Origin of the sequence: Dactylosporangium sp. NPDC000521 (assembly GCF_042898305.1) — a bacterium.
Classification (GTDB): domain Bacteria; phylum Actinomycetota; class Actinomycetes; order Mycobacteriales; family Micromonosporaceae; genus Dactylosporangium.
Window position 1 is genome coordinate 121,814 of sequence record NZ_JBIAYW010000025.1, and the last position, 12,468, is coordinate 134,281.

Sequence of the window (12,468 nt, forward strand, 5' to 3'; positions counted from 1 at the left end):
CGCCGTCCGACCCGGGGCCGTCACGACAGCGCGGGTCAGGCGGAGACGGGTCGGGCGTTCAGCAGGGCGGTGTGGTCGCGGGCGGCGGCGTCGAGGAGGGCCTGCCAGGCGTCTGCGCCGATGGGGAGCCTCGTGGGGCGGCTGTCGGAGGCGATCAGGCGCAGGACCTCGGCGGCGAAGAGGGACGGCGGGTTGGCCATCGGGAGGTCCTTCATGGCGCGGGTGCCGGCGAGCATGGGGCCGGTGACGTCGCGGTACGTGTCGAGGTGGTCCGACTCGGTCAGCGTGGTGCCCCACTCGGTGGCGAAGCAGCCCGGCTCGACGGCGACGACGTGGACGCCGGTGCCGGTGAGCTCCTGGGAGAGGGTCTCGACCATGCCTTCGAGGGCGTACTTGGCGGCGGCGTAGGCGCCCAGGCCCGGGTACGCGAGCCGGCCCGCGGTCGAGGAGACCATGACGACGTCGCCGTGGCCCTGGGCGCGCATGAGGGGCAGGACCAGGCGGGTCAGGCGCCACGGGCCGAAGAGGTTGGTGGCGAACTGGGCCTGCAGCTCGGCGTCGGTGACCTCCTCGACGGCGCCGAAGTGGCCGTAGCCGGCGTTGTTGACCAGGACGTCGACGCCGCCGAAGCGGGCGACGGCGGCGTGGACGGCGTTGTGACAGTCGTCGGGGTCGCGGACGTCGAGCGCGCAGGTGGCGAGGGTCCGCGGGTACGCCTCCCGGAGGTCCTCGAGCGTCGACGGCCGGCGGGCGGTGGCGAGGACCTGCTGTCCTGAGGCGGCGACGGCCTCGGCGAGGGCACGGCCCAGGCCGGTGGAGCATCCGGTGATCAGCCAGCGGCGAGTCATGCCCGACATAGTGACGCTGAGTATGTGGGCGTAGACAGAGCGAGAACGTGAATGATCGTCATTCATCGCGGGAGATCCGCCGTTCGTGTCTGCGACCCCTGCGGGGCCGGGGCGTCGTAGAGTTGCGACATGCGCTCGCTCGCCGAGCTGATCTCCGAGGACCGGTCGGCGTGGGCCGAGGTCGAGGCGGCGGTCAGCGGGTCACCGTTCGCGGTGGAGATCCTGCCGACCGATCCCGACCGGGCGGCCTCCTGCCTGCAGCGGCTCCAGGTCACCACGAATTCGTGGCTCGGGTCGCTGGTCTACCTGTCCGGCGGGCTGGTCGTCGACGACGGCTGGCTGCGGATCCTCGGCTCGGGGCACCCCGAGCGGCGGCTGCCGGACATCCACACGGTCAACGCCGGGTTCGAGGGCGCGGGGCTGGTCGTCGCGCAGGACGTGATGGGCGGCGAGTTCGTGTGGCGGCAGGGTGACGGTCCGTCACCGTCGATCCACTACTTCGCGCCCGACACGCTCCGCTGGGAGGACCTCGGCCTCGGGTACACGGACTGGCTGTACGCGATGCTCGGCGGCGCGATCGACCAGTTCTACCTGAGCTGGCGCTGGCCCGGCTGGCAGGACGAGGTGGCCGCGGTGCCGTTCGACGCCGGGATCCACACGGCGCCGCCGCTGTTCACCGCGGAGGGCAAGGACGTGGCCGAGGTGAGCCGCCGGCCGGTCCCGATGAACCAGCTGGTGAGCGTCCTGCACGACTTCGCCGACCAGCTCGGCGCGTAGGTGGAGCTGCACCATCGCGACCAGGGCCCGCGGGACGCGCCCGCCGTGGTCCTGCTGCACGGCGGCGGCAGCCGCGGCGCGACCTGGGACCTGTTCACGCCTGCGCTGCTCGACGCCGGGCACCGGGTGGTCGTGCCGGACCTGAGGGGTCATGCCGGCAGTCCGCGCTCCCGCTCGTACACGCTGGACTCCCACCGCGACGACGTGCTCGCGCTGCTCGACCGGCTCGGCCTGGACCGGGCGACGCTCGTCGGGCATTCGCTGGGCGGGTTCGCCGCGTCGCTGGTCGCGCAGGAGCAGCCGGACCGGGTCACGCGGCTGGTCCTCGAAGATCCGCCGGCGCCGCCGCGCGTCTCCGAGGGCCGGTTGTCGCTGGGCCGCCTGTTGCTGCTGTCGATCGGCACCGCCGACCCGCGCCGCCGGTACGACCGGCTGGCGCTGACCTCCGCGATCGCGCAGCTCAGGCAGGCGCGGCCGCAGTGGTGGGACGCGCTGCCGGCGATCACGGCGCCGACCCTGCTGCTGTCCGGCGGGCCCACGAGCCACATCGCGCCGGCGCGGCTGGCCGAGGTGGCGGCGCTGATCCCACGCTGCGAGCTGGTCACCCTCCCGGTCGGGCACCGCATCCACAGCACGGCCCCGGACCGGTTCCGCGAGACGGTCATGAAATTTCTCGGCGATGCTGTCCGGGACGGCACGCCCGCTCCGACGTCTCCGGCGTCACCGATGGACGGTGCCGTTCGAGAGGAGTGACCGTGAAGTACATGATCCTGACGTACGCGTCCCAGCGGGACTACGACGAGATGGCCGGCCGGCCGGGCGACGCCCCGGTCTGGACCGCCGAGGACTTCGCCGCGATGGGCGAGTTCATGGCGAAGTTCAACCAGGAGCTCGAGGCGTCCGGCGAGCTGGTCGAGACCCGGGCCCTGGGCGCGCCGGTGCACACCCGCCGCATCGGCGGGACGCCGGCGCTGGTCACCGACGGGCCGTACGCGGAGACGCAGGAGGTCCTCGCCGGGTATTGGATCGTCGAGGTCGACAGCTTCGACCGGGCCACCGAGATCGCCTCCCGGCTCGGCCAGTGCCCGGCGCCGCCCGCGGCCGCCGCGACGGCCTACGCCGACGTGCGGCCGATCATCGAATCCGGCGATGAGATCGGCCTCTGAGGACGCATTCGGGGACCTGCTGCGCTCGCTCGCGCCGCAGGTCCTCGGCGCCCTCGTGCGCCGGTACGGGCACTTCGACCACGCCGAGGACGCCGTGCAGGAGGCCCTCATCGCGGCCGCGGCGCAGTGGCCCGCCGGCGGCGTCCCCGAGTCCCCGCGCGGCTGGCTGATCACCGTCGCGTCGCGGCGGCTGACGGACCTGCTGCGCAGCGAGTCGGCGCGGCTGCGCCGCGAGGCGGAGTGGACGCCCCCGCCGCCGTCGGGTGCGGCGCACGACGACAGCCTGATCCTCCTGGCGATGTGCTGCCACCCGTCGCTGAGCCCGCCCGACCAGATCGCGCTGACCCTGCGAGCCGTCGGCGGCCTCACCACCGTCGAGGTGGCCCGGGCGTTTCTCGTGCCGGAGGCGACGATGGCCCGTCGCATCAGCCGCGCCAAGCAGAAGATCAAGGCGAGCGACGTGCCGTTCGCGCTGCCTTCCGGCTTTTCCGGCGCCGTCCTGCACGTGCTCTACCTCATGTTCAACGAGGGCTACGCCGCCACGGCCGGCCCCGATCTGCACCGCCCCGACCTGGCCGCCGAGGCGATCCGGCTGGCGCGGCTCGTGCACCGGCTGATGCCCACCGACAGCGAAGTCGCCGGGCTGCTGGCACTGATGCTGCTCACCGACGCGCGACGGCCCGCCCGCACCGCGGCCGACGGCACCCCGGTCCCCATGGACGCGCAGGACCGCACCCTGTGGGACGACTCGCTGATCGCGGAGGGTGTCGCCCTCGTCACGGCGGCGCTGCCCCGCGGCCCGGTCGGCCCCTATCAGCTGCAGGCGGCGATCGCGGCCCTGCACGACGAGGCCCCCTCCGCGGCCGAGACCGACTGGCCGCAGATCGTCGCGCTGTACGAGCTGCTCCTGACCCTGACGGACAACCCGATGGTCGCGCTGAACCACGCGGTGGCGGTGACGATGGCCTCGGGCCCCGCTGCCGGCCTGTCGCTGCTGTCGTCGCTGTCCGCCTTGCCTGCGCTGGTGCATGATCACCGTTTCCATGCGGTGCTGGGGCATCTGCTGGAGATGAGCGGCTCGCTGGCGGATGCCCGCGACGCCTACACGAAGGCCGCCGGCCTCACCGGCAGCGTGCCCCTGCGCCGGTACCTGCACACCCGCGCCGCCGCGTGCCAATGATCGGACGGACGGGCAGGTAGCGGGCGTTCGTCCTGGTCAATTCCATGATCCGGCTGATTTAGAACGCCTGTTCGACTACTGTCCCCACTCATGGAGATCACCTGCACCGCCGTGAAACTCACCCCGACCGCCACCGGCGACGTCCCGGTCCGCTGCTCGAAACACCCCGACCACGTCGCCGCTGGCGACCCGGTCCACGAGTCCCGCGTCGGCGTCTTTCCGGTCCGCTGGACCACGCAGGAGTGACCGGGCGCCCGCAACCGGGTGCCCGAACGTACGGTGTCAATGACTGATCGTGATTCCGATGCATCCGCGCGACCGATCAACGGTGGCGGTCCGCGGCGGAAGATCAGCGCATGAGCCGTCGCCGCCTGACCGTCGCCGTGATCGTCCTGCTGGCCCTTGCCGGCTGCGGCTCCACCGCGAAGCCGGGCGCCCAGACGGTGGCCGCGGCTGCCTCGCCGTCGGTCTCCGCGTCGCCGTCGGTGTCCCCGTCCCCGTCGCCGACCGAGTCCGTTGCCGCGTCCGCGCCAGGGACGGGCGTCCCGGCGCCGAGGGCGACCACTGGAGCGCCGAAGGCGACGACTGGGGTGCCGAAGCCTGCCACGACGAAGCCGGCGCCTCCGAGGACGACCGCCCCGGCGGGTGGCGGCAACAACAACGTCCACCCGGGCGCCTTCTGCTCGCCCGAAGGAGCGATCGGGCACACGTCGACCGGCACGCTGATGCGCTGCACCCGCAAGGCGGGCGAGGATCGCGCCCGCTGGCGTGCGGCGACCTGATCACCGCCGCTGCGGCGCGAGACGCACCGCGCGCGGTCTGAAGAATCACCCTGCCGCAAGGCCTGACCTGCGGCGGGGCAGCGGAGCGGGCGATGAGAATCGAACTCACACCGTCAGTTTGGAAGACTGAAGCTCTGCCATTGAGCTACGCCCGCGTGCTCCCGGCGCTGCCGGGTGCGCCTCCCAGCGTACCGAATCCTCCGCCGAGGGGCATATGGCGGGTCCATGCAGTGCGACACCGCCATACCGAGCGGCGGACTGTCAGACCCAACGCATACACTTGCCGACGCACAGCACCGGGGTGTAGCGCAGTTTGGTAGCGCACTCGCTTTGGGAGCGAGGGGCCGTGGGTTCAAATCCCGCCACCCCGACCGGGACATACCAGGCAGCCGCCAGTCCACCCAGCCGTTGGAGCGGCTGACCGCGACCCATGAGGAGAAGTTCTGTGAAGAGCACCGTCGAGACCCTGAGCCCGACGCGCGTGCGGCTCGAAATCGAGGTGCCGTTCGCCGAGCTGGAGCCCAGCTTGAAGAAGGCCTACCGGGAGATCGGCTCGCAGGTCGTCATCCCCGGGTTCCGCCGCGGCAAGGTGCCGTCCGCCGTGATCGACCAGCGGGTCGGTCGGGGTGCGGTGCTCAACGAGGCGGTGCAGGAGGTCATCCCGACGCAGATCCTGGCCGCGGTGCGTGAGCACGAGGTCAAGACGCTGGGCCGGCCCGAGGTGGAGATCACCGAGTTCGCGGATGGGCAGCCGCTGAAGTTCACCGCCGAGGTCGACGTGCGGCCGGAGATCACGCTGCCGGACCTGTCGGAGATCCAGGTGACGGTCGATGCGCTCGTGGTGAGCGAGGATGACGTCGACGAGCAGCTCAAGGGCCTGCGCGACCGGTTCGCGACGCTGAAGACGGTGGAGCGGGCGGCGCTGGTCGGCGACTTCGTGCAGATCGACCTGGTCGCGACGGTGGACGGCGAGGAGGTGCCGGGCGGCAGCGCCACCAACATCTCCCACGAGGTGGGCAGCGGGCAGCTGGTGCCGGGTCTCGACGAGGTGCTGGCCGGGATGTCGGCGGGCGAGTCGACGACGTTCACCACGCAGCTGGTGGGTGGCGACTTCGAGGGGCGCGACGCCGAGGTGTCGGTGACCGTGAAGTCGGTCAAGGACAAGCAGCTGCCGCCGGTCGACGACGAGTTCGCCCAGCTGGCGAGCGAGTTCGACACGCTCGACGAGCTCAAGGACGACCTGCGCACCCGGCTGACCCGCGTGAAGCGGATGGAGCAGCTCTACTCGGCCCGTGACCTGGCGCTGAAGGCCGTCATCGAGGCCACCGAGGTCCCCGCGCCGGAGGGCGTGGTGAAGGACGAGGTGGAGTCGCGCAAGGAGTCGATGAACGACCAGCTCCAGCGCATCGGTGCGTCGTTCGAGGACTACCTGTCGACGGAGGGCAAGACCGAGGAGGAGATGGACGCCGAGCTCAACGAGGCGGCCGTCGAGGGCGTGAAGGTGCAGCTGGTGCTCGACACCCTGGCCGACGCCGAGAACATCCAGGTGAGCGACGACGAGTTCGGGCACGAGATCGTGCACCGGGCGCAGCGTGCCGGGGTCGGCCCGCAGCAGTACTACGACCAGCTGGTCCAGGCCGGTGTCGCCGGTGCGGTCTTCGGTGACGTGCGGCGGGGCAAGGCGCTGGGTGTGGTGCTCGAGCGGGTGAAGATCGTCGACTCGGAGGGCACCGCGCTGTCGCTGGACGACCTGCGCGGCCCGGCGGACGAGCACGAGGGCCACGACCACGGTGACCACGAGGGTCACAACCACTGACCTGGGAGCCGGCCGGGCCCGAGCCGCAGCGTGAAGTGCGCAGCGCGGCAAAGCACGCACAACGGGCCCGGCCGACCACGGTGCGCTCATAGCGAAATGCGGTGAGCATGGGAAGCTCCCGCTCCCAACACCGGTTAGGGTCGGCAAGTACAAGACTCTTGCGAAGGGCTGCCATGACCGACCTGCATATTCCAGCGTCGCCAGTCAGTCCCGCGCCCTCGGGGCGCGGTCGGGGCGCGGACTCGAGCCTGACGCTCGACGACTCGGTGTTCAACCGGCTGCTCAAGGAACGGATCATCTTCCTTGGTAGCGAGGTCAACGACCAGGTCGCCAACCGGATCTGCGCCCAGATGCTCCTGCTCGCCGCCGAGGACGAGGAGCGCGACATCTGGCTCTACATCAACTCGCCCGGTGGCTCCGTCTACTCGGGCATGGCGATCTACGACATCATGCAGTTCGTCACCAACGACGTGGCGACGGTCGCGATGGGCATGGCGGCGTCGATGGGCCAGCTGCTGCTGTGCGCCGGCGCGCCGGGCAAGCGCATGGCGCTGCCGCACGCGCGGATCATGATGCACCAGCCCTCGGGTGGCATCGGCGGCACGGCCTCGGACATCGCCATCCAGGCCGAGCAGATGCTCTACACCAAGCGGATGTTCCAGGAGCGGGTGTCGTTCCACACGGGGCAGAGCCTGGACCAGATCGAGTCCGACTCCGACCGCGACCGCTGGTTCACCGCCGAAGAGGCGCGCGACTACGGCTTCATCGACAAGGTGATCACCGGGGCCCAGCAGGCTCCGGAAGGCGCCGGAACCCTGGCTTGAGGAGCGAAGCGATGACCGATCTGAGCCTGCCCCCGGGGATGCGCGAGGTGCACAACCGTTACATCCTCCCGTCCTACGTGGAGCGCACGTCGTATGGGATCAAGGAGACCAACCCGTACAACAAGCTGTTCGAGGACCGGATCATCTTCCTCGGCGTGCAGATCGACGACGCGTCGGCCAACGACGTGATGGCGCAGCTGCTGACGCTGGAGAGCAACGAGCCGGACCGCGACATCATCATGTACATCAACTCGCCCGGTGGCTCGTTCACGGCTATGACGGCGATCTACGACACGATGCTGTACGTGCGGCCCGACATCCAGACGGTCTGCCTCGGCCAGGCGGCCAGCGCCGCCGCGGTGCTGCTGTCCGCCGGCACGCCCGGCAAGCGTCTGGCCCTGCCCAACTCGCGGATCATCATCCACCAGCCGGCCACCGAGGGCGGCTACGGGCAGGGATCCGACATCGAGATCCAGGCCCGCGAGATCATGCGGATGCGCACGAACCTCGAGGAGATGGTGTCCCGGCACACCGGGCAGCCGATCGAGAAGGTCCGCAAGGACATCGACCGCGACAAGATCCTGACGGCCGACGAGGCCAAGGAGTACGGTCTGGTCGACAACATCCTGGTCAGCCGCAAGAAGTCGGCACTGGTCGCTTCCGGGGCATAGCGCCCAAGGTTCACGGTCGGCCCGCCTCACCTCACGGTCTGGCGGGCCGATGTGGCCATCTGGAAAGACACCACCGCTCAGGGGGTCGGAATACGGCCGACCACCAGGTAACGTCGAGGCAGCACCTAGCAACACGCAAGACGCAAGCGGCAACCAGCGGTAAAGCCGCACACGTGAGCTGAACAAAAGCGCAAGCGCGCACAGCGCGAGGCACAGGCGTGACGCGATCCGGGCAGTCAGTCCGGCCGAAGGCAGGGAGATCGTAGGTGGCACGGATCGGCGACGGCGGCGACCTACTGAAATGTTCCTTCTGCGGCAAGTCGCAGAAGCAGGTGAAGAAGCTGATCGCAGGACCTGGTGTCTACATCTGCGACGAGTGCATCGACCTCTGCAACGAGATCATCGAGGAAGAGCTCGCCGAGTCGGGTGACGTCAAGTTCGACGAGCTGCCCAAGCCGATGGAGATCTGCGCCTTCCTCGACCAGTACGTGGTCGGTCAGGACCAGGCCAAGAAGGCCCTCGCCGTGGCGGTCTACAACCACTACAAACGGGTCCAGGCCGAGTCCGGCGGCAACTCCAGCGACGGCGTCGAGCTGGCGAAGTCCAACATCCTGCTGATCGGCCCCACGGGCTGCGGCAAGACCCACCTGGCGCAGACCCTGGCCCGGATGCTCAACGTGCCGTTCGCGATCGCGGACGCCACGGCGCTGACCGAGGCCGGCTATGTCGGCGAGGACGTCGAGAACATCCTGCTGAAGCTGATCCAGGCCGCGGACTACGACATCCGCCGCGCCGAGACCGGCATCGTCTACATCGACGAGGTCGACAAGATCGCCCGCAAGTCGGAGAACCCCAGCATCACCAGGGACGTGTCCGGCGAAGGCGTGCAGCAGGCGCTGCTGAAGATCATCGAGGGCACGGTCGCCAACGTGCCGCCGCAGGGCGGCCGCAAGCACCCGCACCAGGAGTTCATCCAGATCGACACGTCCAACGTGCTGTTCATCTGCGGTGGCGCGTTCGCGGGGCTCGACCGGATCGTCCAGGCGCGCGTCGGCAAGGGCGGCACCGGCTTCGGCGCCAACCTGCGCTCGATCACCGACCGCACGCTCGACGACAGCTTCGGCGACGTGATGCCGGAGGACATGCTGAAGTTCGGGCTCATCCCCGAGTTCATCGGCCGCCTCCCCGTGATCACCAGCGTCAAGAGCCTCGACCGCGACGCGCTGGTCAAGATCCTCACCGAGCCGCGCAACGCGCTCGTCCGGCAGTACCAGCGCCTGTTCGAGCTCGACGGCGTCGAGCTGGAGTTCAACGCCGAGGCCCTCGAGTCGATCGCCGACCAGGCGATCCTCCGCGGCACCGGCGCCCGCGGCCTCCGCGCGATCATGGAGGAAGTGCTCCTCAGCGTGATGTACGAGGTGCCCAGCAACCCCAACATCGCCCGCGTGCTGATCACCCGCGAGGTCGTGCTCGAGAAGGTCATCCCGACCATCGTGCCCCGCGACCTCGCCGCCCACCGGGCCGGCCGCCGCCGCGCGGACCGCGAGGAGAAGTCGGCCTGAAGCCTGAAGCCTGAGCAGCGCCTGATCGGAAGCGCGCCGTCCGCCCTCACGGGTGGGCGGCGCGTTCGCTGTTCGCGGTTGCGGCAGGTGTACGACCAGCGCAACGGAATACCGTAGCCTTGCACACCGGTACGACGGAAAACGCGGTGGCGAGACCAATCGGCAACCCATATCGTTGCCGACGTGTGGTCTCTCGTCTTCGCCGCCGCGTCCGCGCTCGTCTGGGGTGCGGGTGACTTCGCCGGCGGCAAGGCGAGTCAGCGCACCGACTCGTTCGGCATCGCGCTCATCGCCGAACTGGCCGGCATCCCGCTCGTCGTCGGCTGGCTGATCGTCACCCGCCCGGGGCCGCCGTCCGTCGCCGACCTCGCGTGGGGCGCCGCGGCCGGCGTGCTCGGCAACGCGGGCCTCGTCGTCTTCTACCGCGGTCTCGCCGGTGGCGCCATGTCGGTCGTCGCGCCGCTGACCGCCACGACGACGGCCGCGGTGCCGCTGCTGCTCGGTCTCGTCCTGGACCGGCGCCCGTCGACGCTCGCCCTGTGTGGTGCGCTGCTCGCCGTCGTCGCCATCACGCTCGTCAGCGCCGGCCCGACCGGCGGCGTCACGGTCGCCCGGAGCGTGATCGTCGCCGCGCTCGGCGCTGGGCTGCTGTTCGGCGGGTACTTCACCCTGATCGCCCAGACCTCGCACGGGTCCGGGATGTGGCCGCTGCTGTCGGGGCGCGTGGTCGGGGTCGCCGGCCTCCTCGTGGCGATGCGCGTCATGCGCGTGCCGCTGCGGATGGACCGCGCGTCGGTGGCGCTCGCGAGCACCGCCGGCGCGTTCGACGTGACCGCCAACGCGTTCTACCTCGTGGCCGTCCGCGGGGGAGTGCTGAGCGTCACCGCGCCGATCGCGTCCCTGTACCCGGTGAGCACCGTCTTCCTCGCGATGGCCGTCGACCGGGAGCGGATGCGGCCGCTGCAGATCACCGGGCTCGGTCTGGCCGCCGCCGCGCTCGTGCTGACCGCCGCCTGATCGATAGGCTGGGGGTATGCGCGTAGCGGTGTGTCAGCTGAACGCCCGGGACGACCGGGCCGACAACCTGAGGGTGGCCAGGACCCTGCTGGAGCGTGCCGCCGCGGGCGGTGCGGATCTGGCGGTGCTTCCGGAGTACGTGGACTATCTCGGCCGCGCGGAGGGGGCGCCGAAGCCGGAGCCGATCGACGGGGAGTTCGCGGCCTTCTTCGCCGACGCCGCGCGCGAGCTCGGGATGTGGGTCCACGCCGGCTCGTTCCACGAGGTCGGGCCCGACCCCGAGCACACGTACAACACCACGCTCGTCTTCGACCGCCAGGGCGGACTCGCCGGCACTTACCGGAAGATTCATCTCTACGACGTCGAGATCCCCGGTCGCGTCTCCTACCACGAGTCCGCGACGGTGACGCCCGGCACACAGACCACGCTGCTCGACGTCGAGGAGGCCGTTCTCGGCCTGTCGATCTGCTACGACCTGCGTTTCCCGGAGTTGTACCGGCAGCTCGCGATCGACGGTGCCACGGTGCTCGTCGTGCCGGCCGCGTTCATGCTCCACACGGGCCGCGACCACTGGGAGCCGCTGCTGCGCGCCCGTGCGATCGAGAACCAGTGCTATGTGCTGGCCGCCGGGCAGGTCGGCAACCACGACCCCGACCGCACCTGCTTCGGGCGCAGTATGGTGATCGACCCCTGGGGGACGGTCGTCGCCCTGGCGCCCGATGTCGTGGGCGTCACGTTCGCGGATCTCGACTTCGCGCGGCTCGCGGAGATCCGCGCCACGTTGCCGAGTCTGGCCAACCGCCGGCTCGGCTGAGCGTCACGCCCTGTCCGCCGCGGCCGAGACCGTTCGTCGAGGCGGCGGCGCGGCCGTCGCCTTGGGTTCAGATGCGGCCGTTGCCTCGGTCAGGCGTGGTGGCTGCCTCGGTTCAGATGTGGTGGCTGCCTCGGGTCAGATGTGGCGGTTGCTGAGGATGCCGACGACGGTGATCCCCACGATCGCCGCGCCCGTGACGAGCATCGCGGCCCGCATTCGCGAAGGTCCGCGCATCGCCAGCCGATAGGTGGCCACGACCACGAACAACGCCACGGCGACCCCGATGACGAACTGCCACAGCGGGAAGAGCGTGTCCAGCAATGCGTCCGCGTGAGGGCTCGGCGTCATGCCGTCATCCTCCCCGATTTGACGCGGGTTCGCCGTTCCCCGTACGGTTCTCCAGGTCCGAGGGACTGGTCGGAAACGACCGGTTCGCCGGACTTCTTCCTGGATGGTGCGGTATCAACCGGTGTAAGCCGGATTTGCGATCGCGAAGCCGGCCAGGTAGGTTGATCCAGCCGGCAGGGAGCCGGGCGGGTGAAAGCCGAGAGGCTCGAGCCGGCCGGTCCAGTCGGAATCCCGAGCAGGTCTCCACACCGGTAACGGTGCGGTTGGCGTGTGCGGGAAACGTTCCAGAAGGTCGACAAGCGGATAACGCGAACTTGACAGGCAGGAACGACCTGGTAAAGTAACAAAGCCGGCAGGGAGCCGGGCGGGCAAGCGAGCGAGACGCTCCAGAGCCGGCCGGTCCTACCGGATCTCCCGAAACAAGATCACCGGAAACGGTGTGCTTGTTATGCTCGGGAAACCCGCTTGAAGTTGGATAGCCCAGAAAAAACGGACTTGACAACGGCGAGCAACCTGGTAAAGTAGAGAAGTTGCCCCGGATGAGGCAAGCTCGACTGGGCGAGCTTCAGCGGTGTGTGTTGGTTGTTTGAGAACTCAACAGGGTGCTTGTTAAGCCAGTGCCAATTGATTGACCCCGTGACACGGCTGTTGTCGTGTCCGAGG

At 69.9% G+C, this 12,468-nt stretch carries 14 protein-coding genes and 2 tRNA genes; 12 read left to right on the forward strand and 4 right to left on the reverse strand.

Features of this window, described 5'->3' with window-relative positions; genetic code table 11:
• Positions 1-35 precede the first annotated feature (35 nt).
• Positions 36-848: an SDR family oxidoreductase gene (locus ACFY3L_RS46560; RefSeq protein WP_389339931.1), complete on the reverse strand. Its 813-nt coding sequence runs from the start codon at positions 846-848 to the stop codon at positions 36-38.
• 129 nt (positions 849-977) lie between these two features.
• Between ACFY3L_RS46560 and ACFY3L_RS46565 the strand changes: the two genes are divergently transcribed.
• The 5 genes from ACFY3L_RS46565 (at position 978) to ACFY3L_RS46585 (ending at position 4,217) form a co-directional block, all read left to right on the forward strand.
• Complete coding sequence (locus ACFY3L_RS46565; RefSeq protein ID WP_389339933.1) at positions 978-1,625, forward strand: DUF2625 family protein; 648 nt, start codon at positions 978-980, stop codon at positions 1,623-1,625.
• Complete coding sequence (locus ACFY3L_RS46570; RefSeq protein ID WP_389339935.1) at positions 1,626-2,378, forward strand: alpha/beta fold hydrolase; 753 nt, start codon at positions 1,626-1,628, stop codon at positions 2,376-2,378.
• Between the two features lie 11 nt (positions 2,379-2,389).
• Positions 2,390-2,791, forward strand: coding sequence for a YciI family protein (locus tag ACFY3L_RS46575; RefSeq protein ID WP_389339967.1), 402 nt, complete (start codon positions 2,390-2,392; stop codon positions 2,789-2,791).
• The gene (locus ACFY3L_RS46580) at positions 2,775-3,971 is read left to right on the forward strand and encodes an RNA polymerase sigma factor (RefSeq protein ID WP_389339937.1); all 1,197 of its coding nucleotides are present in this window, start codon (positions 2,775-2,777) and stop codon (positions 3,969-3,971) included. Before ACFY3L_RS46575 ends, ACFY3L_RS46580 begins: the two co-directional genes overlap by 17 nt.
• Before the next feature lie 90 nt (positions 3,972-4,061).
• Positions 4,062-4,217, forward strand: coding sequence for a hypothetical protein (locus tag ACFY3L_RS46585; protein WP_389339939.1), 156 nt, complete (start codon positions 4,062-4,064; stop codon positions 4,215-4,217).
• Between the two features lie 103 nt (positions 4,218-4,320).
• On the opposite strand, the gene ACFY3L_RS46590 is transcribed toward ACFY3L_RS46585, so the two are convergent.
• Entirely contained in the window at positions 4,321-4,713 is a 393-nt protein-coding gene (locus ACFY3L_RS46590; protein WP_389339941.1) for a hypothetical protein, read from the reverse strand.
• A 124-nt stretch (positions 4,714-4,837) separates the two neighbouring features.
• Positions 4,838-4,908: transfer RNA gene (locus ACFY3L_RS46595), tRNA-Gly, on the reverse strand.
• 142 nt (positions 4,909-5,050) lie between these two features.
• Here ACFY3L_RS46595 and ACFY3L_RS46600 point away from each other — a divergent pair.
• The 7 genes from ACFY3L_RS46600 to ACFY3L_RS46630 all read left to right on the forward strand — a co-directional run bounded on the left by ACFY3L_RS46600 (position 5,051) and on the right by ACFY3L_RS46630 (position 11,457).
• Positions 5,051-5,124 (forward strand) — tRNA-Pro (locus ACFY3L_RS46600).
• 74 nt (positions 5,125-5,198) lie between these two features.
• Positions 5,199-6,569 carry a trigger factor gene (gene tig, locus ACFY3L_RS46605; protein WP_389339943.1) on the forward strand — a complete coding sequence of 457 codons (1,371 nt, stop codon included), beginning with the start codon at positions 5,199-5,201 and terminating at the stop codon, positions 6,567-6,569.
• A gap of 173 nt (positions 6,570-6,742) precedes the next feature.
• The gene (locus ACFY3L_RS46610; protein ID WP_344501473.1) at positions 6,743-7,393 is read left to right on the forward strand and encodes an ATP-dependent Clp protease proteolytic subunit; all 651 of its coding nucleotides are present in this window, start codon (positions 6,743-6,745) and stop codon (positions 7,391-7,393) included.
• Between the two features lie 11 nt (positions 7,394-7,404).
• Positions 7,405-8,064: an ATP-dependent Clp protease proteolytic subunit gene (locus ACFY3L_RS46615; RefSeq protein ID WP_389339945.1), complete on the forward strand. Its 660-nt coding sequence runs from the start codon at positions 7,405-7,407 to the stop codon at positions 8,062-8,064.
• Positions 8,065-8,330: 266 nt separating this feature from the next.
• Complete coding sequence (clpX, locus tag ACFY3L_RS46620) at positions 8,331-9,626, forward strand: ATP-dependent Clp protease ATP-binding subunit ClpX (RefSeq protein WP_344501471.1); 1,296 nt, start codon at positions 8,331-8,333, stop codon at positions 9,624-9,626.
• Positions 9,627-9,809: 183 nt separating this feature from the next.
• On the forward strand, positions 9,810-10,643 hold the full coding sequence (locus tag ACFY3L_RS46625; protein ID WP_389339947.1) for an EamA family transporter: 834 nt from the start codon (positions 9,810-9,812) through the stop codon (positions 10,641-10,643).
• A 16-nt stretch (positions 10,644-10,659) separates the two neighbouring features.
• Complete coding sequence (locus tag ACFY3L_RS46630) at positions 10,660-11,457, forward strand: carbon-nitrogen hydrolase family protein (RefSeq protein WP_389339949.1); 798 nt, start codon at positions 10,660-10,662, stop codon at positions 11,455-11,457.
• 135 nt (positions 11,458-11,592) lie between these two features.
• On the opposite strand, the gene ACFY3L_RS46635 is transcribed toward ACFY3L_RS46630, so the two are convergent.
• Positions 11,593-11,805, reverse strand: a complete 213-nt coding sequence (locus tag ACFY3L_RS46635; RefSeq protein ID WP_389339951.1) for a hypothetical protein — start codon at positions 11,803-11,805, stop codon at positions 11,593-11,595.
• Between the last annotated feature and the right edge of the window lie 663 nt (positions 11,806-12,468).